Here is a 22,559-nt window from a genome sequence, read left to right on the forward strand (position 1 = left end):
AAGGCTATGACGCCAGAAGGGCCCGCAGGGTGTTGATCGTGTCGGACTCGTCGGCCGTCTTGTCATCCCGGTAGCGGACCACACGCGCGAAGCGCAAGGCGACGCCTCCGGCGTATCTGCTCGACCGCTGCACCCCGTCGAAGGCGATCTCGACGACCTGTTCCGGTCGGACCGTCACGACCCAGCCGTCGTCGGAGACCTGCAACTCACGGAACCGCCTCGTCTGCCAGTCGAGCATTTCGTCAGACATCCCCTTGAAGGTCTTCCCCACGGGAACCCAATGAGTTCCATCAGCCCCAGTGAACGTCTCGCCGAGCATGACGAACCCGCCGTCGGGGTCGCGCGCGCCGAGCCAGATGTTGGACAGCCACCCGCGGCGGCGGCCCGAGCCCTGCTCGACCGCGAGCACGACGAGGTCGAGCGTGTGCCGCGGCTTGACCTTGACCCAGCCCGCGCCGCGCCGCCCGGCCGCGTAGGGGGTGTCGAGCGACTTCACCACGACGCCCTCCTGCCCCTCGGCCACCGCGCCCTCGAAGAACGCGGTCGCGGCGTCGGGGTCGGCGGTGACGAGGCGCCGCACGGCGTGGGGGCCCGCCACGTCGTCGAGCACCGCGAGCCGGTCGCGCAGCGGCTCGTCGAGCAGGTCGCGGCCGTCGACGTGCAGCGCGTCGAAGAAGAACGGCGACAGCTCGAGCGACGCCGCGAGCTCGGCCTCCTCGGCAGCGCTCCGCTCGCCCTGGGTCGCGGAGCGGGCGGCGGTCTCCTGGAACGGGCGCGGGACGCCGTCGGGCCCGACGACGAGCGCCTCGCCGTCGAGCACGAGCGCCCGGGCCGGGAGGGACCGCGTCGCGGCGACGATCTCCGGGACGCGCTCGGTGATGTCGTCGAGCGAGCGGGTGAAGACGCGCACGTCGTCGCCGTCGCGGTGCACCTGGATGCGGATCCCGTCGAGCTTGACGTCCACGGCCACCGCGGTGCCCGACGGCGGGCGCTCGCCCTCTGCGACTCCCTCGCCGCCGGGTCCGGCGCCGAGCTTCTCGAGCGCGGCACCGACGTCGGACGCTGACTGCGCGAGCATCGGCCGGACGGGACGGCCGACCGTGAGCCGGAACGTCGCGAGGGCCTCGGTCGCGGCCTCGGGGCTTCCGGCCGTCAGCGCGGCGCGCGCGACCGGTCCCGTGGCTCCGGCGAGCATGACCGCGCGGCGCACTGCGTCGGCGGGGACCTCCGACGCCTCGGCGACGGCGTCGACCACGACCGAGTCGAGCGCGCCCTGCCGCAGCTCGCCCGAGACGAGCCCCGCGAGGAGCGACTGCTCGCGCGCCGTCGCGGCACCGAACAGCGCCGCGGCCTCGGCCTGGCGGGCCGTCGCCGAGCCGGGGCCGGAGAGGTCGGCCATGCGCGCGAACGCGGCGTCGACCGCGGTCAGGGTGAGGCTCGGCTCCTCGGCCGGGGTGGGCAGGTCGCGCAGCGAGCGCCACCCGAGTCCCGTGCGCCGCTGGCGCAGCTCGCCCGCGAGGTAAGCGACGGCGATCTCGACCTCGTCGCGCCCGCTCCGGCCGTCGGTACCGTCCGCGGTGCCGGCGGTGCCGGCGGTGCCGGCGGTGTCGGCCGGGCCGACGTCGGCGGCGACGCGACGCAGCAGGTCCGCGATGGCCGCGCGCTTGGCGAGGCGCGAGCGGGTGGCGGCGACGGCGTCGGACGTGGCGGCGACCTCGGCGAGCAGCATGCTCCATCCTCACGCCGACCACCCACGTCCGCCCGTGCTCCCGCCGGTGCCGAACCCGGGGTCCCTCCCGACGATCGCCGCCCCGTGGGGAGGAACCCCGGGCTCGGCGGCCCAGGGGAGCGCCCAATCGGGAGCGAGCCCCGGTTCGGCGGCGCGGGACGCCGGCGGCCGGTCAGCGGGCGGGCGCCACTACGACGTCGACCGTCCCGACCGACGGCAGCGCGCCCCGCAGCCTGGCCTCGGCTGCGGCCGAGGTCCGGTCGGCGACGGCGACCGGCGTCTGCGGCGGTACGAGGACGCGCGCCTGGACGGCGAGGCGGTGGCCCGACCAGCGCAGCCGGACGTCGTCCACACCCTGCAGCCCGTCCACGCCGTCGAGCGCGTGGCGCGCCCGGTCCGTGAGGTCCGGGTCGACGCCGTCGAGGAGCCGGCGCCCGACGTCGCGCGCGGTGCCCCACAGCAGCATGAGGATCGCGGCGGTGATGAGCAGGCCGACGAGCGGGTCCGCGAGGGGGAGACCGGCGAGGACGCCGAGCGCGCCGAGCACGACCGCGAGCGACGTGAACCCGTCGGTGCGCGCGTGCACGCCGTCCGCGACGAGCGCGGCGGAGCCGATGCGGCGACCCACCCGGATGCGGTACACGGCGACCGCCTCGTTGCCCGCGAACCCGACGATCCCCGCCGCGATCACCCAGCCCAGGTTGTCCACAGGTTGGGGATCCGCGAGGCGTCGCACCGACTCGACGCCCGCGACGACCGCCGAGAGGGCGATCATCGCGACGATGAACAGCCCCGCGAGGTCCTCGGCCCGGCCGTAGCCGTGGGTGTACCGGCGCGTCGCCGCCCGGCGGCCGAGCACGAACGCGATCCACAGCGGCACGGCCGTGAGCGCGTCGGAGAGGTTGTGGACGGTGTCCGCGAGCAGCGCGACCGAGCCGCTGACCGCGACGATGCCGAGCTGCGCCAGCGCCGTCGCGCCCAGAACGACGAGCGACACCTTGACCGCCCGGATGCCCTGCCCGCTCGCGACGAGCTCGTCGTCGATCGAGTCGGCCGCGTCGTGCGAGTGCGGCACGAACACGTCGTGCAGCCAGCCGCGCAGCCCGGCCGGGTGAGGATGGTCGTGGTCGTGGTCGTGGTCGTGGTCGTGGTCGTGGTCGTGGTCGTGGTCGTGGTCGTGGTCGTGGTCGTGGTCGACGGCGGCCGGGCGGGTCGTGCTCATCGGTCCGCCGCCGTGGACGTGGCGGTCCCGGCGGCGGGGGAGGAGCCGTCGACCGTGGCGTGCGCGTCGTCGGCGTGGTGCGCGGGGTGGTCGTCCACGGCGTGCTGCGCCTGGAAGACGGCCTGGGTCACGAGCGTCCGCGCGTGCTCGTCGACGAGCGAGTAGAAGACGCGGTTGCCCTCCTGCCGGGCGCGGACGATGCGACCCCAGCGCAGCTTGGCGAGGTGCTGGGAGACGGCCGTCGGCGACTTGCCGACGATCTCCGCGAGCGCGTTGACCGGCAGCTCGGTGTCGCGCAGGGCGAGGACGATCCGGACGCGCGTCGCGTCCGCGAGCAGCGAGAACACCTCCGCCGCGAGCTCGACGTACTGGCTCTCCACCCCGAAGGTGCACGCCTTCATATCTTCACGCATACGCAGATACTAACGGAGCAAACGCGACCACGAGGCCGAACCCGGGATCGCTCCCCACCGGCGCGGCGTCGTGGGGACCGACCCCGGGTTCGGCGGTTCGGGGGCGGCCCTGATCCGTGGCCGTGTCGCGGGACTTACGATCGCGACGTGAACGCCTCGGGAGCACCGGCGCGCCGCCGTGTGCCGCTGTGGCTCGTCGCGGCGGTGGTCGTCGTCGTGCTGCCCGCGACCGGGCTGCTCCCCGCCGCCGACGCGCGCGACCTGCTCGCGCGGACCGGCCCGGTGCTGGTCTTCCTGCTCGCGATCACGGTCGTCGCCGAGCTGTGCGCGGGCGCGGGCCTGTTCGACGCCGTCGCCGGGCGGGCGGCGCGGCTCGCCCGGGGGCGGCGGCTCGCCCTGTGGGGGCTCGTCGTGGTCCTCGCGACGGCGAGCACGGTCGTGCTGTCGCTCGACACGACGGCGGTGCTCGTCACGCCCGTCGTGCTCGCCCTCGCGCGCCGCACGGGTACGCGGCCCCTGCCGCTCGCGCTCACGGTCCTCGCGCTCGCCAACACGGCGTCGCTGCTCCTGCCCGTCTCGAACCTGACCAACCTGCTCGCGGCGCACCGGTTCGGCCCCGGGTACGTCGGGGTGATGTGGGCTCCGGCGCTCGCGGTCCTCGCCGTGACGGTCGTCGTCCTGCTCGTGCTGCACGGCCGTGACCTGCGCGGACGCTTCACGCTCGGGGGAGCCGGCCCGACGCCGCCCGACCAGGTGCTCCTCCGGGTCACCGCCGCCGTCGTCGCGCTCCTCGCGGTCGCGTTCGCGCTCGAGCTGCCCGTCGCGCCGACGGCGCTCGCGGGCGCCGCGGTCCTCGTGCTGGCGACATGGTGGCGGCGCGTGCAGCCCCTCGTCCCCGTGCGGGAGATGCTGCCGTGGCGGTCGGCCCTCGTCGTCGCCGCGCTGTTCGTCGTCGTCGAGACGTGGCACGCGCACGGGCTCGGCGACCTCCTCGCCGCCGTCGCCGGCACGGGCACCGGCCCGGGCGACCTCGCGCGGCTCGCTGCGACCGGCGTCGTCGCGGCGAACCTCGTCAACAACCTGCCCGCGTTCCTCGCGCTGCTGCCCGCGGCGGGGGAGAGCGTCGACCGGCTCGCGACCCTGCTCGTCGCGGTGAACGCCGGGCCGCTCGTCACGCCGTGGGCGTCGCTCGCGACCGTGCTGTGGTGGCAGCAGTACCGCCGCCACGCGTTCGAGCAGGGGCCGCCGCCCGCGTGGCACGTGGTCCGGCAGGGCCTCGTGCTCGCGCCCCTGACGGTCGCTGCGGGCGTCGCCGTCGTGGCGTTCGGCTAGGCAGAGGGGCGCGCTCGGCGCCCGGGTGGCGTCCCGTCGTCGTGCGCACGCCGCACGGCCTCACGTCACAGGCGGTCGAACGGGGCGGCGTAGGTGAACCGGCCCGCGTACTCGTCGCGCCACGCGCTCAGGGCGCGCGCCTGGAAGTAGTCCCCCCACGCCGGCTCGGGAGCCTCGATCCCGAGGGTGCTCGCGGGCACGAACCCGAACCGGGAGTAGAGGGCCGGCTCCCCGAGCAGCACCACGACGGGTTCCGCGAGGGCGTCCGCCGCGCCGAGGATCGTGTGCATCAGCGCGGAACCCACTCCGCGCTGCTGGTGGTCGCGACGGACGCTGAGCGGCCCGAGCCCCAGCGCCGGCCGGTCCCCGAGCCGCCCGCGGGTGGCGACCACGTGACCGACGACCTGCGGGTCGGGCAGTCCGGTCTCGGCGACCAGCGACAGCTCCGGGATCCACCCGCCGTCCTCGCGCAGCCACCCGACCAGGGTGGCCTCGCCGGGTGCGCCGTCCGGCTCGACGGACGGGGCGGCGTGCTCGACCGCGGAGAACGCGTCCGCGGTGACCGCCCGGATCGCCGGGACGTCGGACGGGCGCTCGCGTCTGATCAGCATGCCGACACTCTCGACGCGTGCGCACCCGGGGGCAACGGAAAATCGCCACCGGACGCGGATCGTCACCGTCAGGGCGCTCGTCCTCGCGGTCGGGGGAGCGGTCGCTACGTCGAGACCGCCAGGCACCCGTCGGTCCAGTCCCAGTCGCTCGCTGCCCGCTCGGCGACGTCACCGCCCGCGTCGTAGGCAGCGCTGACCTGCTCCGGGGGCAGGCTCGTGCGGATCGTCGGACCCCCGCACCCGCTGCCGATGAACGCGCCGTCGCGCTCGATCCACAGGCAGAAGGCGGTGTCCGGCTCGAGCGACTCGGCGAGGAAGAACGCGTACCCGTCCTGCTCGTGGAGAAGCCGGGTCTCGCCGATCGATCCCGGGTCGACGTCCGGGGAGCTCAGGTCCACCGAGTCCTCCGGCCCGGCCTCCGTGGCCAGCACCCGGGACGGGTCGCAGGCGGAGGTCCCGGTCCCGCAGGACACGGTGGCAGCAGCGGTGATCAGTACGAGCGCCACCGGAAGCACCGCTCGACGTCGCGGGCCGAGGTCTCGGCGCAGGCTCGCGAGTAATCCGATCGCATGCATGTCGCAACGATACTGGAATCGATCGTCATGATCGAGGAAGGTCACCTCCCGACCGGCCGCGCGTCCTCGCGTGTGCCGCGCGGTGGTGCGTCGGTGGTGCGCCGGTGGGCCGAGGCCGCCGCCGGTCCGGCTGCCCGGAGGGAGCCCAGCAGTGCGTCGCGGGACGCGAGGGCCGCCGAGAGCGCGTCCAGGGACGCCGGGAGCAGCGGGAGCCGCACGTGAGGGCTGGCGATCCGGCCGTCGGCGGCGAGGACGGCCTTGATCACCGCGGGATTGGGCTCGGCGAAGAGGGCGCGCGTGAGCGGGACGAGCGCGTCGTGCACCGTGCGGGCCCGGTGCGCCGGGCCGTGCCGCCAGGCTTCGATCAGCTCGGCATAGGCGCGCGGGGCCACGTTGGCGCTCGCGGTGATCGCGCCGCGGGCGCCGAGGGAGATCAGCGGCCCCGCGTACAGGTCGTCGCCGGCGAGCACGGACACGTCGGGCCGCAGGGCGCTCAGGAACGCGACCGTCGTGTCGTCGATCGAGCCCACCGTGTGCTTGAACCCGGCCACGCCGGGCAGGTCGGCGAGCCGGTGGAGCGTGTCCGCCGTGAGGGTCAGGCCCGTCCGGTACGGGACGTTGTAGACGACCAGCGGGACGGGGGCCGCCGCCGCGAGGCGCCGGACGTGCTCGACGACGCCCTCCTGGGAGGGGCGCGTGTACGACGGGACCGCGACGAGCGCGGCCGTCGCTCGGGGGTCGAGGGCCGTGATGAGGTCGACGGACGCGGCGGTGCTGCTCGTCCCCGTGCCGACGACGAGGTGCCGGTCGTGTCCTGCGCAGACCTCGGCGCAGACGTCGACGACCTGACGCGCCTCGGCGCGAGTCAGCGTCGCCGGCTCTCCGGTCGTGCCCAGGGCGACGACGCCCGCCGCGCCCTCGTCGAGGACCGTGGCGGCGAGCGTCGCGAGCGCGTCGAGGTCGAGGCGGTCGTCGTCGGTGAACGGGGTGATCAGGGGGACGTAGAGGCCGGAGAGCTCCATGGCGGCCACTCTGGGCCCGCCGCCACCGTCGGGTCCAGTTCACGTTCGTGCGGCATGCCGTAAGTTCCTCTTATGCTCGACGTCCGCAGGCTCCGGCTGCTCCGGGAGCTCTCGCACCGGGGAACCATCGCGGCGGTGGCCGAGGCGCTCACCTACACGCCGTCGGCCGTGTCGCAGCAGCTCTCCGTGCTCGAGCGCGACGCCGGGGTGGCCCTGCTGGAGCGGTCGGGCCGCCGGGTCCGGCTCACCGCGGCCGCCGAACGGCTCGTCGAGCACACCGAGAAGATCCTGGAGATCCTCCGCGAGGCCGACGCGGACCTCGCCTCGGCCGCCACGACGCTCCGCGGGACGCTGCGGCTCGGCGTCTTCCCGACCGCCGTGCCGACCCTGCTCACGCCCGCGGTCGTGCGCCTGAGCTCCGACCACCCGGGGTTGCGGCTCCTGGTCTCCGAGCTCGACCCCGCGACGGTCCCCGCCGCGCTGCGCGGGGACGCGGTCGACGTCGCGCTGGTCCAGGAGTACGACCACGTCCCGCTCACGGTCGGGCCCGGCGTCGAGACGGAGCCGCTGCTGGAGGAGACGGTCCACCTGGCCGCCCTGGACGCCGGGTCGCTCGCCGACCGTCGCGACGCGCCCTGGATCGCCGGGACGCCCGGGACCCTGTGCCACACGCTGACCGTCAGGGCCTGCGAGGCCGCGGGCTACGCCCCCGGCATCCGTCACCACGCGGACGACTTCGGTGCGGTCCTCGCGCTCGTCGCCGCCGGGCAGGGCGTCGCGCTCGTCCCGGACCTCGCGGCCGGGAACCCTCCCACGGGTGTGGTCCTCACGCCGCTCGCCATCCGCCGTCGGACCTCGCTCGCCTACCGTCGCGGGACCCGGGCGCACCCGGAGGTCGCCGCCGCACGCGCAGCGCTGCACGCGGCCGTGGCGACCGCCCGACTCACGCGCACCACCGGGTAGCAGCACGAGGATCGACGGCGCCGGTGCGCACGGCTGCGCCGGCGAGCCGTCAGCTCTCGGGGTCGTCCTGGAACACGCGCACCTCCTGGCGGCAGCGGCAGGCGACGGCGATCTTCGCCGCCCACCGGAGCGCGTCGTCACGCGTGGGTACGTCCAGCACGGTGTAGCCGCCCTCGATCCGGGCGGTCTGCGGGTACGTGCCCTCGGTGACGGTGCCGTCCCCGGAGACCAGGACCGGCGGGACGCTCTCGTCGATCCCGCCGCCGAACACCCAGACTCCGGCCTCCTTGGCCTCGCGCACCACCGTGTGCGCCGCGTCCGCGGCGGCCTCGAGGCCGCCTGGACCGAGCTCCATCTCGCCGCTGGGGAACGAGATCAGGTACTTCGCCATCGCACGACTCCTTCGTCTCCGGGGATCCCGGCCCATCGTCGCTCGGGGTACCCACGCCACGCCGACCCTTGACGCCCTGGATGTCCGTCTCGTAACGTCCGTACTGCACAACGCAAGAAGTTGACAGAAGTCCAGCACAAAGCAGTGCACACGCTGCAACTCTCGAATTCCGCCACGGGTCCGACCGGTGACCATCCCTGACGGGTCGTTTCGTGGCACCCGGCCGACCGGATCCGACCTCGGGCCCGGTCCCGACCCCGAACCAGCCCTGACCCGACCCACCCGTGACGGTGGCGCCGCACCAGCACGATCGCGTCCGCCGTCGGGCACCGTCGCCCGCGGGTGGACGAGCCCGCCCCGGCGGGAGAACGAGGACGTTCATGAGAACCCCCTGGAAGCACACGGTCGTGGCGGGTGCCGCGCTGGCGCTCGTCGCGCCGCTTGGCGTCGTCGCCGTGGCGCACGCCGCGGACGCCACCAACCTGGCGCTCGGCAAGCCGATCGCCGCGTCGTCGGTGACGCAGACCTACGTCGCGGGCAACGCGAACGACGGGAACACCGGCTCCTACTGGGAGGGCGCGGGCGGCCAGTACCCGTCGCACCTCACCGTCGACCTCGGGGCGGAGGCCGACGTCGACCGCGTCGTCGTCACGCTGCCCCCGCCCTCCGTGTGGTCGTCGCGCACGCAGACGTTCAGCGTGCTCGGCCGCTCCGACGGCGAGACGGCGTTCCGGACGCTCAAGGCGTCGGCGGCGTACCGGTTCGACCCCGCGAGCGGCAACACGGTCGAGATCCCGCTCGACGCCGAGGTCGACGAGGTGCGCCTCGCCTTCACCGCCAACACCGGTGCGGGCAACGGTCAGGTGTCCGAGCTCCAGGTCTGGGGCACGCCCACGGGCGGCACCGACCCGACGGACCCCACCGACCCGACCGGTCCCACGGACCCGACCGGCACCAACTACGCGAAGAGCCGCCCCGCGACGGCCTCGTCGACCGAGTGGCAGTTCGTCGCCGCGAACGCGGTCGACGGCAGCGCGACCACCTACTGGGAGGGCGCGGGCGGGCAGTACCCGTCGACGCTCGACGTCGCGCTCGCCGCGCCCACGCAGCTCAGCAGCGTCCGCGTCCGGCTCAACCCCGACGCCGCGTGGGGCCCGCGCACGCAGACGTTCTCCGTGTGGGGCCGCACCGGCACGGGTGCCTGGCAGGAGCTCAAGGCCTCGGCCGGGTACGCGTTCGCGCCGGGCAGCGGCAACCTCGTCGACGTGCCCGTGACGGGCACCGCGACCGACGTGCGCCTGCGCTTCACCGGCAACACGGGCGCGGGCAACGGCCAGGTCGCCGAGCTCGAGGTCTACGGCGCCCCGGCGCCGAACCCCAACCTCACCGTCACCGCGGTGACCGCGTCCCCGGCGTCGCCCACGGCGACGACCCCCGTGACGCTCACGGCGACGGTGAAGAACACGGGCGACCGTGCGTCGTCGGCCACCACGCTCGACGGGAAGCTCGGCGGGTCGACCGCCGGCTCGGCCGACGTCGCAGCGCTCCAGCCCGGCGCGAGCGCGCAGGTCCAGGTCGCGGCGGGCACCCGCCCCGCGGGCGAGTACACGGTCGGTGCCGTCGTCGACCCGGCGAACACCGTCGTCGAGCAGGACGAGACGGACAACGCGTTCACGGCGACGGCCAAGCTCGTCGTGGGCGAGGCGCCCGGGCCGGACCTCGAGGTCGTCTCCGTGTCGTCGAACCCGGCCAACCCGGCCGTCGGCTCGGCCGTGACGTTCTCGGTCCAGGTACGCAACCGCGGCAACCAGCCCGTCGCGGCCGGGTCGGTGACGCGCGTCGTCGCCGGCTCCACGACGCTCGACGGCACGACGCCAGCCGTCCCCGCGGGCGCGACCGTCACCGTCACGCCGAGCGGCTCGTGGACCGCCACGAACGGCGGGGTCACCGTGACCGCGACGGCCGACGCGACGGGCGTCGTCGCCGAGACGAACGAGGACAACAACACCGGCACGCTCGCCGTGACCGTCGGGCGCGGCGCCGCCGTCCCGTACACGACGTACGAGGCCGAGGACGGCCAGTACACCGGCACCCTGCTCCAGACCGACGCGCTGCGCACGTTCGGGCACACGAACTTCGCGACCGAGTCGTCGGGCCGCGAGTCCGTGCGCCTGACCAGCACGGGCCAGTACGTCCAGTTCACGTCGACGAACGCGACGAACTCGATCGTCGTGCGGAACTCGATCCCCGACGCTCCCGGCGGTGGAGGCCAGGAGAAGACGATCAGCCTCTACGCGGACGGCCAGTTCGTGCAGAAGCTCACGCTCTCGTCGAAGCACTCGTGGCTCTACGGGACGACGGACCAGCCCGAGGGCCTGGTCAACACGCCGGGCGGAGACGCGCGTCGCCTCTTCGACGAGTCGCACGCGCTGCTCGGGCGGTCGTTCCCGGCCGGGACGGTGTTCCGGCTCCAGCGCGACGCGGGCGACGACGCCGCGTTCTACGTCATCGACCTCGTCGAGCTGGAGCAGGTTGCCCCTCCGCTGGCCAAGCCCGCGCAGTGCACGTCGATCACCGAGTACGGCGCGGTGCCGAACGACGGGCTCGAGGACACCGCCGCCATCCAGGCCGCCGTCACCGCGAACCAGAACGGGGAGATCGACTGCGTCTGGATCCCGGCGGGGCAGTGGCGCCAGGAGAAGAAGATCCTCACCGACGACCCGCTCGACCGCGGCATGCACAACCAGGTGGGCATCCGCGACGTGACGATCCGTGGTGCGGGCATGTGGCACTCGCAGCTCTACAGCCTCATCCCGCCGCACCTCGCCCCGGGCGTCATCAACCACCCGCACGAGGGCAACTTCGGGTTCGACATCGACGACAACACCCAGATCTCCGATCTCGCGATCTTCGGCTCCGGCACGATCCGCGGCAACAACGCCCAGGAGGAGGGCGGCGTCGGCCTCAACGGCCGGTTCGGCAAGAACACGAAGATCACCAACGTGTGGATCGAGCACGCGAACGTCGGGGTGTGGGTCGGGCGCGACTACTCCAACATCCCGGAGCTGTGGAACCCGGGCGACGGGATCGTCTTCTCCGGCATGCGGATCCGCAACACCTACGCGGACGGCATCAACTTCAGCAACGGGACGCGCAACTCGACGGTGGTGAACTCGACGTTCCGCAACACCGGCGACGACGCGCTCGCCGTCTGGGCCAACCCGTACGTCAAGGACCGGGCCGTGGACATCGGCCACTCCAACACGTTCCGTAACAACACCGTCCAGCTCCCGTGGCGCGCCAACGGCATCGCCATCTACGGCGGCTACGACAACTCGATCGAGAACAACCTCGTCTACGACACCATGAACTACCCCGGCATCATGCTGGCGACCGACCACGACCCCCTGCCGTTCTCGGGGACGACGCTCATCGCCAACAACGGGCTCTACCGCACCGGCGGGGCGTTCTGGAACGAGGACCAGGAGTTCGGCGCAATCACGATCTTCCCGCAGACGCACGACATCGTCGGCGTCACCATCCGCGACACGGACATCGTCGACTCCACGTACGACGGCATCCAGTTCAAGAACGGCGGCGGGAACATGCCGGACGTGAAGATCACGAACGTGCGGATCGAGAAGTCCAACAACGGCTCCGGCATCCTCGCGATGGGCGGCGCCCGTGGCAACGCGATCCTCTCGAACGTCACCGTCACGAGCTCGCGCGACGGCGACGTGGCGAAGGAGCCCGGCTCGCAATTCACCTTCACGGGCCAATAGGGGGCCACCTCGCCCACCCTCGCGGTGCCGAACACGACATGGGGGTCGTTATCCGCCGGATAGCGACCCCCATGTCGTTCTCGAGGGCGGGGAAGGTCGTGGTCGACGGCGCCCCGCTGGGCTGGCTCGCGACGTACCGCACGCCGGTGAAGGCCGCCCACCTCGCGAGCAACCCGCACGCGAGCTTCTCCTACTGGGCGCCCCGCGGGAGCGACTTCGCGGCCGCGGACGTCGTCGCCGGGTGGGTCGACGACGAGCAGGACCGCCGCCACGTGTGGGACCTCTACGCGCGGACCAGCCCGCAGGGCGCCGGCTACGACCTCGGCGCCTTCTGGACGTCACCGACGGACCCGCGGCTCCACGTCCTGCGCCTCGACCCCTACCGCGTCCAGGTGATCCGCGGCCTCGACCTGCGCAACCGGATCTGGACCCCGAGCGACGTCCCGGCCGTCGTCCCACGAGCGGCCGTCGCCAGGGCCTGACGGGCGCTCTCCGGCAGACGGCGGTACCCCGCGGTGCCCGCGCCGCGGGCTCAGCGCGGCGACGGCCGGTCGGCGACGGGCACCGGCGGCACGGTGTCCTCCACGAAGCGGGGACGGCAGGCGAACCAGCCCCCGACCACGCCGGGGACGGCGGTGGCGGCGAGCACGAGGAGCGGGACCGACCACGACCCGGTCGCCTCGCGCAGCAGGCCCAGGCCGATCGGGCCGAAGCACGCCAGCGCGTAGCCGAGGCCCTGGACGAAGCCCGACACGGCCGACGCGGTCTGCGGCGTCCGGGTCCGCCGGTTGATGAGGGTCATGCACAGCGGGAACGTGCTCACCCCGATCCCCAGCGCGCACATCCAGAGCGCCGTCCCGTCGAGCGGGGAGAGGAGCAGGCCGACGTACCCGGTCACGAGCACGACGGCGCACACGACGACCACGACGAACGGGTTCGCCAGGCGCGTGGCGAGGTGCGGGACGACCAGCGCGGCGGCCATGCCCCAGGCGGAGTAGAGGGCGACCATGGTGCCGCCGAGCGCGGCGCTGCCGCCGGCGTCGGTGAGCACGGCCGGGACCCACGTGATGATCCCGTAGTTCGAGAGCGAGATCGCCGCGAACAGGACGACGAGGCCCCACACGGTCGAGGACCGGCCGATCCGCGGTCTCGCGCCGACGGCGGTCGAGGTGCCGGGCGCGTGGTGGTTCGCGGGCATCCGGGTCGCCAGGACGAGCCACACGACGGCGGCGAGCGCCGCAGGCCCCGCCCAGATCCCGACCGAGAACCGCCAGCTGGTCGCCTCGGCGACGGGGACGGCGAGGAGCGGGGCGACGAACTGACCGGTCTGCATGAGGATCAGGTAGAGCGACGTCCACAGGGCGATCCGGTCCGGGAACCACGCCTTCACCAGGGGGACGATCACGACGTTCGCCGCACCGATCCCGGCGAGGGCCAGCACGGTCGACGCCACGAGCCAGCCCGTCGACGGGGACGCGGCGCGCAGCACGAGCGACAGGGCCGTCAGCGCCAGAGCGACGGTGGCCGTGCGCTCGAGCCCGTACCTGCGCGTCACCACGGGAGCGAGGAACCCGAAGAGCCCGAACGACACCGCGGGGACGGTGCCGAGCAGACCGGCCACGGCCACGCCGTAGCCGAGGTCGGCGCCGATGGTCTCCAGCAGCGGGGTGAACCCCGTGACGGCCGTCCGGAGGTTGATCGCCGTCAGCGCGACGGCGAGCCCGGCCCACAGGGTGAGGCGGACCCGCCCGGCGGGGACGCGGGTGGGGGAGAGTGTGGCCATGTCAAACTCCGCAGCGAGGTCGGCCGACGATAGGATCATGGGATGAATCCCGAGCAGTCTGACACGCGTGAGCCGCTGCGTCGAGTAGGACTCATCGACCAGGCGGCGGCACGGTTCCGCGACGAGGTGGTCTCCGGGCGCTGGCCCGTCGGCGAGCGCATCCCGACCGAGGTCGCCCTGGTGGCCGAGTTCGGCATCGGGCGGAACACGGTCCGCGAGGCGCTCCAGTCGCTGGTGCACGCGGGCCTGCTGCGCCGCGAGCAGGGGCGTGGCACCTTCGTCATCTCCCGCTCCGAGCTGACCGGCACCCTCGAGCGTCAGCTCGCCGGAGGCACGCGCCGCCACTACCTCGAGCTGCGCCTCGCCCTGGACAGCACCGCGGCCTCGCTCGCCGCCGCGAGCCGCACGGACGCCGACGTCGTGCTGCTGCGCGAGCTGCGCGACCGGCGGGAGGCGGCGTGGTCGACCGACGATCCCGACGCGCGCGCGAGCGCGGACCTCGACCTGCACCGCGCGATCGTGGAGGCGACGCACAACCCCCTGTACGTGACGCTGTACTCGAGCATGCTCGACGTGTTCGCCGTCCACATGCGCGACGAGGAGAACGAGGACGAGGACGCGGCCCACCGGCACCACCACGAGCTGGTCGAGGCGATCGCCGACGCCGACGCGGACGCTGCCGCGGAGGCGGTGGCCGCCATCATGGACCCGTTCCTGCGCTGAGCCGCGCCGCGGCAGCCGAGCCCGCCGTCAGTCCAGGCAGAACTCGTTGCCCTCGACGTCCTGCATGACGATGCACGACTCGTTCTCCTCGTCCGCGACCATCACGCGCACGCACGTCGCGCCGAGGGCGACCAGACGGTCCCGCTCGGCCTCCAGCGTCGCGAGGCGCTCGGCGCCGACGAGCCCGGTCCCGACGCGCACGTCGAGGTGCACCCGGTTCTTGACGACCTTGCCCTCGGGGACGCGCTGGAAGTACAGGCGGGGGCCGACGCCGTCCGGGTCGCTGCACGCGAACCACGCGTCCCGCTGCTCGGGCGGGAGCGCGGCGTTCGCGTCGTCCCACGTGGCGAAGCCGTCCGGGGGCGACGGCGGGACGTAGCCGAGCACCTCGCACCAGAACCGGGCGACGCGCTCCGGCCGCGCGCAGTCGAACGTGACCTGGACCTGCCTGACCGTCGTCGTCATCCCGCCACCCTAGGCACGCGGGCCCTCCTGGTCGGAGGGCATTTCCGGCCCCGGCGCGTCCGCTACCGGCGCGTCGGCTACCGGCGCGTCGGCCACCGGCGCGTCGGCCGTCGACACGTCCGCCACCGCCGCCACCGCCGTCGCCGCGGTCGGCCGCGCGGGGAACGTGCGCCGCGCGACGAGGACCACGACGAGCGCGCCGGCGACGATCCCCGCCCCGAGGAGCGGGACGACGTCGAGCCCGGACCGCGCGAGGACGAGCGCGCCGAGCGCGGCGCCACCGCCGATGCCGACGTTCGACGACGCGTTGACGAGCGCTCCCGTGAGGTCCGGCGAAGCCCCGTGCGCGCGGATCGCCGCGGCCTGGAACACCGGTGCGACGGCGCCGAACCCCGCGCTCCACACGCCGATCGCGACGAGCACCCCCACGGTCCCGGGGAACGCGAGCCCGACCGCGAGCATGCCCGCCACGACCGCGATCAGCGTGACGACCGTCGTCCGGCGTGGCCGGTGGTCGAGGCGCGCGGCGGCGAACGCCGTCCCGACGAGCCCCAGCGCCCCGAGCACGAGGAGCGCCGGGCCGAGCGCCGACTCCTGCAGGCCCGCGCCCAGGAGCAGGAGCGACACGAACGTGTAGACCGTGTACTGGCCCAGGTACGTGAGAGCGTTCGTGGTCGTGGCCACCGCGAGCGCGGAGCGTCGGCTCGCGCTCGACGCGTCCGACGGCGGAGCGCCGCCTCCCGGCACGGGCGGCAGCAGGAACGCGATGAGCACGGTGGCCAGTGCGCACGCGCCCGCCAGGACGCCGAACGCGGGACGCCAGCCGATCGCGGTGCCGAGCGTCGTCGTCAGCGGGACGCCGAGCACGAACCCGACCGCCGCCCCGGTGGTGACGAGCGAGAGCGCGCGCCCCGTGAGGTGCGGCAGCACGAGCCGTGACGCGTACCCGATGCTCACCGAGAAGAACACCGCGTGCGACGCGCCGCCCAGGGCGCGTGCCGCCGCGACGACGGCGAACGTCGGCGCGACGGCGACGAGCACGTTGCTCACCGTGTAGAGCACGAGCGTCGTCAGCAGCAGTCCCTTGCGCGGGAGCCGGGCGGTGCCGAGCGTCAGCGGCACGGCGAGCGCCGCGACCATGACCGCGTACGCCGTGACGAGCAGGCCTGCGACGGACTCGGTGACGTCCAGGTCCGCGCTGAGGAGCGGCAGCAGCCCGACGGGCACGAGCTCGGTCGTGATCGCCACGAACGTCGCGAGGCCCAGGGCGACGATGCCGCCCGCGGCCTCGCGCACCGTGCCCGGCCGGAAGGGTGCGGTCATGCGTCCGTCTCGACCTGCAGGGTCGTGTGGGGGTTCTCCAGGCCCTCGACCATGACGATCGTGCACGCCGTGACCCGGCCCTTCCACCGCGCCGCGACCTCGAGGTCCGCGCGCGGCTCGAGGGGGTAGCGGTTGGCCGTGAAGCTGTTGCCCCCGTTGCCGTGCGGGGACGCGTGGACGTGGTTCATGTACCGGATGCCGGTGTCGAGGTCGACGACGACCGGGTGCGCGAACGCCTCGGACTGGCTGAAGCCCCGGCGCTTGCGCTCGGGGCGGGTGTCGGCGAACTCGGTGACCTCCACCGTGTGCCCGACGGGCAGGGGAGCGGGGTAGTTGAGGGCGACGGTGCGCAGCATGCGTCCACCCTAGGAGCCGGACCTGCCCGGCGTCCCGGAGACGATGCCGCACGATCTGGCATCCTGACGCGGTGCGCGTCGAACCGGTGACCGAGGACGTGCTCGTGGGCCGGGTCGTGGACCGCGTCCTCGGGTTCCGGCGCCGCGACCGGGCGACGGTGCCCGACGGCGCGGTGCGGCTCCTCGTCGACGGCCACCCGTCGACGCACCCCGAGGCGCTCGCGGACCGGCTCGTCGCCCCGCTGCGCGCGGCGGGCCGACCCGTCGCGCGGGTCCGCGTGGAGGACTTCTGGCGCCCCGCGTCGCTGCGGCTCGAGCGCGGTCGCGAGGACCCGGACGCGCTGCTCGACGAGTGGGTCGACGTGGCGGGCCTCAACCGCGAGGTGCTCGACGCCGTCGGCCCGGGCGGGACGGGTCGCTACCTGCCGAGCCTGCGCGACCCGGCGACGAGCCGGTCCACGCGGGCGGCGCCCGTCGCCGCGGAGCCGGGGCTCGTCGTCGTGCTCGACGGCGCGCTGTCCCTCGGCCGCGGGCTCGCGGTGGACCTCTCCGTGCACCTCGCGCTGCGCGACGCGACGCTCGCGCGCCGCACCGCGCCCGCGGACGCGTGGACGCTCGACGCGTACGCGCGCTACGAGCGGGAGGTCCGGCCTGCGGAGGCGGCCGACGTCGTCGTACGGGTCGACGACGCGCGGCACCCCGCGCTCGTCGTCCGCTGACGCCCGCTACGCGAGGTGGCGTGCGCTCAGCGCGGCAGGTGCGCCTCGACGAGGTCGACGATGGCCGGGTCGTCGGGCAGGGTGCGGGGGCGGAAGCGGTGCACCTCGCCGCCGGGGAGGACCACGAACTTCTCGAAGTTCCACGTGACCCGGCCGGCCTTCCCCTCGGCGTCCGGCGCCTTCTTGAGCTCCTGGTAGAGCGGGTGCGCGTGCCGCCCGTTGACGCGCACGCGGTCGACCACGGGGAACGTCACGCCGTACGTCAGCGAGCAGAACTCCTGGATCGCCTCGTTGGTGCCGAGCTCCTGGAGGAACTGGTTGCTCGGGAACCCGATGACGGTGAACCCGCGGTCGCGGTACTTCTCGTGCATCGCCTCGAGCGTCGCGTACTGCGGCGCGAGGCCGCACCGCGACGCGACGTTCACGACGAGCACGACGTCGTCCGCGTGCTCGCTCAGGGTGCGCGTCGTCCCGTCCATGGCGTCGAACGGGATGTCGTACAGGCTCATGCGGGGCGCTCCTGACGGTCGGGCGGAGACGGGTCGTCTCCCATCCTGCACCCGGCGGCGCCCGAGATGTGAAGATCTCGGGCCGAGGTCGCGCCCGCGGTCGCCGTCCACCACCGGGCCCGTCAGACTCGCGACATGACCACGCCCGACCTGGACGACTCCCGCACGGACGGCACGTCGCGCCTCGGGAGCGCCGTCGTCGGCGTGGTCGTGGGGCTCGTGATCTTCGCGTGCGTGGGCGTCGTGGGGTACTCCGTGTTCCTGGGGGTCACCATGAAGCAGTGGGCCGGGTCGTACGACTCGTCCGAGCCCGAGGCCACCGTGACGGCCGAGGACGCGACCGCCGTCGGGCAGGAGGCCGGGCTCGACGCGTCCAACGAGGCGTACCGGCAGCGCGCGGGCGCGCCCGAGGACCACGCCGAGGCGGCGCTCGCGGTGCCCGCCGTCCAGGCCGCGCTCGACCCGGTCGCCGACGGGTCGGCCGTCGACGGCGACGAGGTCTCGGCCGCGCTCGTCGCGGCGGGCTTCGAGAACGTGCAGGTCGTGGACAGGAACGCGTTCGGCGACGTCGTCCCGGTCGTCGGCGTCGGGGTCGCGGTCCCCGGCGGCTGCGTGTACGGGGCGGTCGCGCCCGACGCCGTGACGCTCGACTCCGGAGGGCCGATCGCCGACGGCGGGTGCCTGGAGATGCCGTCGCACTGACAGCCTCCGCCGGTGCCGACGCGAGATCGGCCCGAGCGTCCGAGATCGACCCTCGTTGGGTCGATCTCGCGACCCGCGGGTCGACCTGGGTACGGTCAGCGGGGCGGGCGACGACGCCCGCGCAGGTGACGGAGGGTGAGACATGCGGATCGAGGGCACGGTCGCCCTGGTGACCGGAGGGGCCTCGGGCCTCGGGCGCGCGACGGCGGAGGGCCTGGTCGCGGCAGGGGCGCGGGTGGTCCTCGCGGACCTCGCGTCGTCCGACGGCGTCGCGGTCGCCGAGGCGCTGGGCGACGCGGCGCGGTTCGTCCCCACGGACGTGACGAGCGAGGACGACGTGGCGCGGGCGCTGGACGCCGCGGACGACCTGGGCGGGGCGCGCGTCGTCGTGAGCTGCGCCGGGATCGTGCTCGCGCAGCGCGTGCTCGGGAAGTCCGGCGTGCACGCCCTGGACGCCTTCCGGCGCGTCGTGGACGTCAACCTCGTCGGGACGTTCAACGTCGTCCGCCTCGCGGCCGAGCGCATGCTCGCCCTCGACCCCCTGGGGCCCAGCGGGTCCGACGGCGAGGACTCCGCCGGGGAGGAGCGCGGCGTCGTCGTGCAGACCGCGTCGGTCGCGGCGTTCGACGGGCAGGTCGGGCAGGCCGCCTACGCGGCCTCCAAGGCGGGCGTCGCGGGCCTCACACTGCCGCTCGCGCGCGACCTCGCGCAGCACCGGATCCGGGTGATGACCATCGCACCGGGCATCTTCCGCACCCCCATGATGGCGTCGCTCCCCGAGGCGGCGCAGGAGTCGCTCGGCGCGCAGGTGCCGCACCCGAGCCGACTCGGGCGGCCGGAGGAGTACGCGCACCTGGTGCGCGCGATCGTCGAGAACCCGATGCTCAACGGCGAGGTGGTGCGCCTCGACGGCGCGATCCGCATGGCGCCGCGCTGAGCGCACGGACCGCGCCGCGGCGCGGACCGCACGGACCGCGGGCGACCGCCCGCACGAGAGGAGAAGGACGATGCCGCCGTACACCACGGCGACCGACTTCCGCGCCGACCTGCTCGCGCGCGCGACCGCGGCCCAGCGCCGCGCCTACGCGCGGCACTTCCCGGGCGACGACACGCTCGCCGGGGTGCGCATGGGCGACGTGTTCACGCTCGCGAAGGGCGCGCTCGACCTGCCGGTGGACCAGATCGAGCTGCTCCTCGAGGACCGCGTGCACGAGGTGCGGGCCGGCGGCTGCTCGATCATGGGCAAGGCGGCGACGGCCCGGCGCGTCACCGTCGAGCGGCACGCGGAGCTCGTCGAGCTCTTCCTGCGCCGCCACGACCGGATCGACACGTGGGACCTCGTCGACCTCACCGCCTACCAGGTGCTCGGGTCGTGGCTCCTCGACCGGCCACGGGACGTCCTCGACGACCTCGCCCGCGCGCCGGACTGGCCGCGCCGGCGCTCCGCGATCGTCGCGACGGCCGCGTTCCTGCGGCGCGGCCAGGTCGACGACACGTTCCGGCTCTCCGAGGTCCTCGTCGACGACCCCGAGCCCTACGTGCAGAAGGGCGTCGGGTGGATGCTGCGCCACGCGGGCGACGTCGAGCCCGAGCGGCTGCGGACGTTCCTCGAGGACCACGCCGCGACCATGCCGCGCGACGTGCTGCGGGCCGCGGTGGAGAAGCTGCCGCCCGCGGAGCGCAAGGAGTGGCTCGCACGCTGACCTGGCCCGGACGAGCGGAGGAGCGACGTCATGACGGAGGACCCGAGGACCCGTACGGCATTCGCCGCGCTTCTGCGCGCGTGGGGTGACTCGCTCGTCGCGAACGACCCCGCCGCGATCGACGCGTTCGTCGACCCGGGCTGGGTGGTCGTGGGGACGGACGGGAACGCGCAGCCCCGCGCCGGGTTCCTCGCGGTCGTCGCGTCGGGGGAGCTCGTGCACACCGAGATGTCGTCCGAGCTCGTCGCGGTGAGCGTGCACGACGACGTCGCGGTCACCCTCGCGCGCGGCGTGTCCGCGGGCACGTGGCGGGGGACGCCGTTCCGCGACGAGGAGTGGTCGGTCGACACGTTCGTCCGTCGCGGCGACGCGTGGCGCTGCGTCCACACCGCGCTCGTCCCCGCCAGGTCGGGCGGGACCTGACCGACGGGAGCCGCCGGCTCAGCCCAGCCGGGTGACGGTCGCGTCCCCGCGGTCCGCGCGCAGCAGCCGGCCCTGGACCGCGACGTACCACGACCCGGTCGTCGCGTCGCCGCGCCACTCGACGTCACCGTCGCGGAGGTCGAGCGCGACGAGCCGCGCGGTGTCCTCGCCGTCCTCCGACCAGGTCGTCACGACGAGCAGCGCCCGCGCCCCGTCCGTGAACGCCTGCGTGACCATCGACATCGGGGCGGGGGTCGGGGCGCCGTCGGGGTCGGGCGGGGCCAGCACCTCGGCGGTTCGCGTCCAGAGCACGCGTCCGGTCTCCACGTCGACGCCCACGACGACGTTGCCCATCCCCTGGCGGACCACGGCCGTGCCGGCCGCGACGACGTAGGCGGACTCGGCGCCGTTCACCCCGGCGCTCTCCCAGCGTCGTGCGCCCGTCGCGTCGCGGGCGACGAGAGAGGTGACCTCGCGCGTGAGGACGAGGCCGCCCGTGGCGCCGTCCGTGGCGTGGGGGACGAGGACCGTGCCCGGGGGCTCCCAGCGGACCTCGCCCTCGGGCTCCAGCACGACCGGCGGTCCCGTCGACGCGGCGCCGTCGGCGGCGGAGCCCGGTGGCGTCGCGCGGTAGAGCGCGCCGTCGGGAAGCCGCGAGAGCACGTCGGCGGGCGCCCGCGGGTCGTCGACCCGCGTCCCGTCGGCCGTGAACCAGGCGTCGACCCCGCATCCCTGCACGACGACGAGCCCCGCCCCCAGGACGAACGTCGCACCGTCGAGGTCGGCGTAGGTGACGCTCTCCGTGTCGGAGTACGGCGCGCACGACCCCTCCTCGGGCACGAACGGGAGCTCGTGCTCCCAGCGGACCTGGCCCGTCCTCGCGTCCTCGAGCGTGACGACGGCGGGGCGGCCGGCCGAGAGGTCGGAGGGCACGCCCGTCGTCGGGTCGACCGTGACGCGCGGCCCGTCCGGCGCCTCGCCCGCGCGGCGGAACCGGGCGACGCTCCCGTCCGGACCGGGCGCGGACCAGCCGCGCGCCGCGTCCAGCGTGCGGGTCTCGGCGTTCCCCTCGGCGTCGATCACGGTGACCTCGGCGCCCTCGGCGGCGGGGACCGGCTCGTCTCCGAGCGGCGTGAGGGCGGTCGTCGCCTCGAGGGGCGACGGCACGTCGTCCGTCACGCACACGAGCTCGTCGTCGGGCACCGGAGCCGTCGCGGAGACCACGAGCTCGCCGCCGCACCGCGAGGTGGGCGGGAGCGGCACCGTCCACCGGACCTCGCCGGTGTCGACGTCGTGGGCCACCGCCTCGTCGTCCCGCACGAGGACGACGAGACCGGGCAGCGTGGCGGGGGTCCCCGCCGTCTGCGCCGGCACGGTCCAGAGCTCGGCCGGCGCGGAGGGGAGGGGCTCGACGCCGCCGACCGCACGCCGCACCGTCTCGAGCGACCCGCGCGACGACACGGCGTCCACGACGATCATGCCGCCTACGACGACCACGGCCGTGGCGGCCGCGACGAGGGCTCCCCGTCGACCCCGCCGTCGTGCGGCGCCGGTCGGGCGAGGAGCGTCGGGGCTCGCGCTCCCGGTGTCGCCGTCCGGGGAGCCGGGGTCTGCCGACACGCCCGGCGGGTCGCCGTCGGGAGCCGCGTCCGCGGGGTGCGGACCCTCCTCGAGCTCGAACGCGACCCGGCCGTGGTCAGGACGTCGACGTCGTGGCATGCGCCGATCCTAGGTGCGCGCTGCGGGCCCCCGTCCCGGGTCGCCATCGATGAACTTTCGACTTTTGATTGACACCCGACAGAAGCCTCGTAGG

Annotated in this window: 23 protein-coding genes; 10 read left to right on the plus strand and 13 right to left on the minus strand. The window is 74.5% G+C overall.

Annotated features, from left to right (window positions below; all coding sequences use genetic code 11):
* Positions 1–4 precede the first annotated feature (4 nt).
* From ACTJIY_RS09930 to ACTJIY_RS09940, 3 genes are all read right to left on the minus strand, one after another.
* Positions 5–1,729 (minus strand): ATP-dependent DNA ligase, encoded by a 1,725-nt coding sequence (locus ACTJIY_RS09930; RefSeq protein WP_440673597.1) that lies wholly within the window; start codon positions 1,727–1,729, stop codon positions 5–7.
* 172 nt (positions 1,730–1,901) lie between these two features.
* Positions 1,902–2,951 carry a cation diffusion facilitator family transporter gene (locus tag ACTJIY_RS09935; RefSeq protein ID WP_440673596.1) on the minus strand — a complete coding sequence of 350 codons (1,050 nt, stop codon included), beginning with the start codon at positions 2,949–2,951 and terminating at the stop codon, positions 1,902–1,904.
* On the minus strand, positions 2,948–3,364 hold the full coding sequence (locus tag ACTJIY_RS09940; protein ID WP_353706894.1) for an ArsR/SmtB family transcription factor: 417 nt from the start codon (positions 3,362–3,364) through the stop codon (positions 2,948–2,950). The genes ACTJIY_RS09935 and ACTJIY_RS09940 overlap by 4 nt, the downstream gene beginning before the upstream one ends.
* Positions 3,365–3,511: 147 nt before the next feature.
* On the opposite strand from ACTJIY_RS09940, the gene ACTJIY_RS09945 reads away from it, so the two are divergent.
* The gene (locus tag ACTJIY_RS09945) at positions 3,512–4,696 is read left to right on the plus strand and encodes an SLC13 family permease (protein WP_440673595.1); all 1,185 of its coding nucleotides are present in this window, start codon (positions 3,512–3,514) and stop codon (positions 4,694–4,696) included.
* Positions 4,697–4,761: 65 nt separating this feature from the next.
* Here ACTJIY_RS09945 and ACTJIY_RS09950 read toward each other — a convergent pair whose 3' ends face one another.
* From ACTJIY_RS09950 to dapA, 3 genes are all read right to left on the minus strand, one after another.
* Positions 4,762–5,307, minus strand: a complete 546-nt coding sequence (locus ACTJIY_RS09950) for a GNAT family N-acetyltransferase (RefSeq protein ID WP_440673594.1) — start codon at positions 5,305–5,307, stop codon at positions 4,762–4,764.
* 104 nt (positions 5,308–5,411) lie between these two features.
* Entirely contained in the window at positions 5,412–5,738 is a 327-nt protein-coding gene (locus ACTJIY_RS09955; RefSeq protein ID WP_440673593.1) for a hypothetical protein, read from the minus strand.
* 185 nt (positions 5,739–5,923) lie between these two features.
* The gene (gene dapA, locus ACTJIY_RS09960; RefSeq protein ID WP_440673592.1) at positions 5,924–6,904 is read right to left on the minus strand and encodes a 4-hydroxy-tetrahydrodipicolinate synthase; all 981 of its coding nucleotides are present in this window, start codon (positions 6,902–6,904) and stop codon (positions 5,924–5,926) included.
* Between the two features lie 72 nt (positions 6,905–6,976).
* Between dapA and ACTJIY_RS09965 the strand changes: the two genes are divergently transcribed.
* Complete coding sequence (locus tag ACTJIY_RS09965) at positions 6,977–7,867, plus strand: LysR family transcriptional regulator (protein WP_440673591.1); 891 nt, start codon at positions 6,977–6,979, stop codon at positions 7,865–7,867.
* 49 nt (positions 7,868–7,916) lie between these two features.
* Here ACTJIY_RS09965 and ACTJIY_RS09970 read toward each other — a convergent pair whose 3' ends face one another.
* Positions 7,917–8,258, minus strand: coding sequence for a YciI family protein (locus ACTJIY_RS09970; RefSeq protein ID WP_253051520.1), 342 nt, complete (start codon positions 8,256–8,258; stop codon positions 7,917–7,919).
* Between the two features lie 380 nt (positions 8,259–8,638).
* Here ACTJIY_RS09970 and ACTJIY_RS09975 point away from each other — a divergent pair, with 380 nt between their 5' ends.
* Positions 8,639–12,040, plus strand: a complete 3,402-nt coding sequence (locus ACTJIY_RS09975; protein WP_440673590.1) for a CARDB domain-containing protein — start codon at positions 8,639–8,641, stop codon at positions 12,038–12,040.
* A gap of 71 nt (positions 12,041–12,111) precedes the next feature.
* Positions 12,112–12,522 (plus strand): hypothetical protein, encoded by a 411-nt coding sequence (locus ACTJIY_RS09980; protein WP_440673589.1) that lies wholly within the window; start codon positions 12,112–12,114, stop codon positions 12,520–12,522.
* 50 nt (positions 12,523–12,572) lie between these two features.
* Here the strand turns inward: ACTJIY_RS09980 and ACTJIY_RS09985 are convergent, their stop codons facing one another.
* A complete protein-coding gene (locus ACTJIY_RS09985) occupies positions 12,573–13,823 on the minus strand; it encodes an MFS transporter (protein WP_440673588.1) in 1,251 nt (416 codons plus the stop codon).
* Between the two features lie 42 nt (positions 13,824–13,865).
* Here ACTJIY_RS09985 and ACTJIY_RS09990 point away from each other — a divergent pair, with 42 nt between their 5' ends.
* Complete coding sequence (locus ACTJIY_RS09990; RefSeq protein WP_253051516.1) at positions 13,866–14,546, plus strand: FadR/GntR family transcriptional regulator; 681 nt, start codon at positions 13,866–13,868, stop codon at positions 14,544–14,546.
* A gap of 27 nt (positions 14,547–14,573) precedes the next feature.
* Here the strand turns inward: ACTJIY_RS09990 and ACTJIY_RS09995 are convergent, their stop codons facing one another.
* The 3 genes from ACTJIY_RS09995 to ACTJIY_RS10005 are packed head-to-tail and all read right to left on the minus strand — an operon-like array spanning position 14,574 to position 16,690.
* The gene (locus ACTJIY_RS09995) at positions 14,574–15,011 is read right to left on the minus strand and encodes a VOC family protein (protein ID WP_353706884.1); all 438 of its coding nucleotides are present in this window, start codon (positions 15,009–15,011) and stop codon (positions 14,574–14,576) included.
* A gap of 9 nt (positions 15,012–15,020) precedes the next feature.
* Positions 15,021–16,334: an MFS transporter gene (locus ACTJIY_RS10000; protein ID WP_440673587.1), complete on the minus strand. Its 1,314-nt coding sequence runs from the start codon at positions 16,332–16,334 to the stop codon at positions 15,021–15,023.
* Positions 16,331–16,690 (minus strand): hypothetical protein, encoded by a 360-nt coding sequence (locus ACTJIY_RS10005; RefSeq protein ID WP_253051513.1) that lies wholly within the window; start codon positions 16,688–16,690, stop codon positions 16,331–16,333. The genes ACTJIY_RS10000 and ACTJIY_RS10005 overlap by 4 nt, the downstream gene beginning before the upstream one ends.
* Before the next feature lie 71 nt (positions 16,691–16,761).
* Here ACTJIY_RS10005 and ACTJIY_RS10010 point away from each other — a divergent pair, with 71 nt between their 5' ends.
* The gene (locus ACTJIY_RS10010) at positions 16,762–17,409 is read left to right on the plus strand and encodes a uridine kinase (protein ID WP_440673586.1); all 648 of its coding nucleotides are present in this window, start codon (positions 16,762–16,764) and stop codon (positions 17,407–17,409) included.
* 26 nt (positions 17,410–17,435) lie between these two features.
* On the opposite strand, the gene ACTJIY_RS10015 is transcribed toward ACTJIY_RS10010, so the two are convergent.
* On the minus strand, positions 17,436–17,918 hold the full coding sequence (locus ACTJIY_RS10015; protein ID WP_440673585.1) for a glutathione peroxidase: 483 nt from the start codon (positions 17,916–17,918) through the stop codon (positions 17,436–17,438).
* A 135-nt stretch (positions 17,919–18,053) separates the two neighbouring features.
* Between ACTJIY_RS10015 and ACTJIY_RS10020 the strand changes: the two genes are divergently transcribed.
* The 4 genes from ACTJIY_RS10020 (at position 18,054) to ACTJIY_RS10035 (ending at position 20,746) form a co-directional block, all read left to right on the plus strand.
* Positions 18,054–18,620 (plus strand): DUF6993 domain-containing protein, encoded by a 567-nt coding sequence (locus tag ACTJIY_RS10020; protein ID WP_440673584.1) that lies wholly within the window; start codon positions 18,054–18,056, stop codon positions 18,618–18,620.
* A gap of 142 nt (positions 18,621–18,762) precedes the next feature.
* A complete protein-coding gene (locus ACTJIY_RS10025; protein ID WP_440673583.1) occupies positions 18,763–19,557 on the plus strand; it encodes a 3-hydroxyacyl-CoA dehydrogenase in 795 nt (264 codons plus the stop codon).
* A gap of 70 nt (positions 19,558–19,627) precedes the next feature.
* On the plus strand, positions 19,628–20,323 hold the full coding sequence (locus tag ACTJIY_RS10030) for a DNA alkylation repair protein (protein WP_253051508.1): 696 nt from the start codon (positions 19,628–19,630) through the stop codon (positions 20,321–20,323).
* A gap of 30 nt (positions 20,324–20,353) precedes the next feature.
* Positions 20,354–20,746 carry a nuclear transport factor 2 family protein gene (locus ACTJIY_RS10035; RefSeq protein WP_253051507.1) on the plus strand — a complete coding sequence of 131 codons (393 nt, stop codon included), beginning with the start codon at positions 20,354–20,356 and terminating at the stop codon, positions 20,744–20,746.
* An 18-nt stretch (positions 20,747–20,764) separates the two neighbouring features.
* Here ACTJIY_RS10035 and ACTJIY_RS10040 read toward each other — a convergent pair whose 3' ends face one another.
* Positions 20,765–22,465 carry an outer membrane protein assembly factor BamB family protein gene (locus ACTJIY_RS10040; RefSeq protein ID WP_440673582.1) on the minus strand — a complete coding sequence of 567 codons (1,701 nt, stop codon included), beginning with the start codon at positions 22,463–22,465 and terminating at the stop codon, positions 20,765–20,767.
* Positions 22,466–22,559: the final 94 nt, after the last annotated feature.

Origin of the sequence: Cellulosimicrobium sp. 22598 (assembly GCF_052044445.1) — a bacterium.
Classification (GTDB): domain Bacteria; phylum Actinomycetota; class Actinomycetes; order Actinomycetales; family Cellulomonadaceae; genus Cellulosimicrobium; species Cellulosimicrobium cellulans_G.

What these genes read in the sequence shown, in the direction of transcription:
- ACTJIY_RS09930 (WP_440673597.1), bottom strand. Translation starts at nt 1,729, where the DNA reads ATGCTGCTCGCCGAGGTCGCCGCCACGTCCGACGCCGTCGCCGCCACC.
- ACTJIY_RS09935 (WP_440673596.1), bottom strand. Translation starts at nt 2,951, where the DNA reads ATGAGCACGACCCGCCCGGCCGCCGTCGACCACGACCACGACCACGAC.
- ACTJIY_RS09940 (WP_353706894.1), bottom strand. Translation starts at nt 3,364, where the DNA reads ATGCGTGAAGATATGAAGGCGTGCACCTTCGGGGTGGAGAGCCAGTAC.
- ACTJIY_RS09950 (WP_440673594.1), bottom strand. Translation starts at nt 5,307, where the DNA reads ATGCTGATCAGACGCGAGCGCCCGTCCGACGTCCCGGCGATCCGGGCG.
- dapA (WP_440673592.1), bottom strand. Translation starts at nt 6,904, where the DNA reads ATGGAGCTCTCCGGCCTCTACGTCCCCCTGATCACCCCGTTCACCGAC.
- ACTJIY_RS09965 (WP_440673591.1), top strand. Translation starts at nt 6,977, where the DNA reads ATGCTCGACGTCCGCAGGCTCCGGCTGCTCCGGGAGCTCTCGCACCGG.
- ACTJIY_RS09970 (WP_253051520.1), bottom strand. Translation starts at nt 8,258, where the DNA reads ATGGCGAAGTACCTGATCTCGTTCCCCAGCGGCGAGATGGAGCTCGGT.
- ACTJIY_RS09975 (WP_440673590.1), top strand. Translation starts at nt 8,639, where the DNA reads ATGAGAACCCCCTGGAAGCACACGGTCGTGGCGGGTGCCGCGCTGGCG.
- ACTJIY_RS09980 (WP_440673589.1), top strand. Translation starts at nt 12,112, where the DNA reads ATGTCGTTCTCGAGGGCGGGGAAGGTCGTGGTCGACGGCGCCCCGCTG.
- ACTJIY_RS09985 (WP_440673588.1), bottom strand. Translation starts at nt 13,823, where the DNA reads ATGGCCACACTCTCCCCCACCCGCGTCCCCGCCGGGCGGGTCCGCCTC.
- ACTJIY_RS09990 (WP_253051516.1), top strand. Translation starts at nt 13,866, where the DNA reads ATGAATCCCGAGCAGTCTGACACGCGTGAGCCGCTGCGTCGAGTAGGA.
- ACTJIY_RS09995 (WP_353706884.1), bottom strand. Translation starts at nt 15,011, where the DNA reads ATGACGACGACGGTCAGGCAGGTCCAGGTCACGTTCGACTGCGCGCGG.
- ACTJIY_RS10000 (WP_440673587.1), bottom strand. Translation starts at nt 16,334, where the DNA reads ATGACCGCACCCTTCCGGCCGGGCACGGTGCGCGAGGCCGCGGGCGGC.
- ACTJIY_RS10005 (WP_253051513.1), bottom strand. Translation starts at nt 16,690, where the DNA reads ATGCTGCGCACCGTCGCCCTCAACTACCCCGCTCCCCTGCCCGTCGGG.
- ACTJIY_RS10015 (WP_440673585.1), bottom strand. Translation starts at nt 17,918, where the DNA reads ATGAGCCTGTACGACATCCCGTTCGACGCCATGGACGGGACGACGCGC.
- ACTJIY_RS10020 (WP_440673584.1), top strand. Translation starts at nt 18,054, where the DNA reads ATGACCACGCCCGACCTGGACGACTCCCGCACGGACGGCACGTCGCGC.
- ACTJIY_RS10025 (WP_440673583.1), top strand. Translation starts at nt 18,763, where the DNA reads ATGCGGATCGAGGGCACGGTCGCCCTGGTGACCGGAGGGGCCTCGGGC.
- ACTJIY_RS10030 (WP_253051508.1), top strand. Translation starts at nt 19,628, where the DNA reads ATGCCGCCGTACACCACGGCGACCGACTTCCGCGCCGACCTGCTCGCG.
- ACTJIY_RS10035 (WP_253051507.1), top strand. Translation starts at nt 20,354, where the DNA reads ATGACGGAGGACCCGAGGACCCGTACGGCATTCGCCGCGCTTCTGCGC.
- ACTJIY_RS10040 (WP_440673582.1), bottom strand. Translation starts at nt 22,465, where the DNA reads ATGCCACGACGTCGACGTCCTGACCACGGCCGGGTCGCGTTCGAGCTC.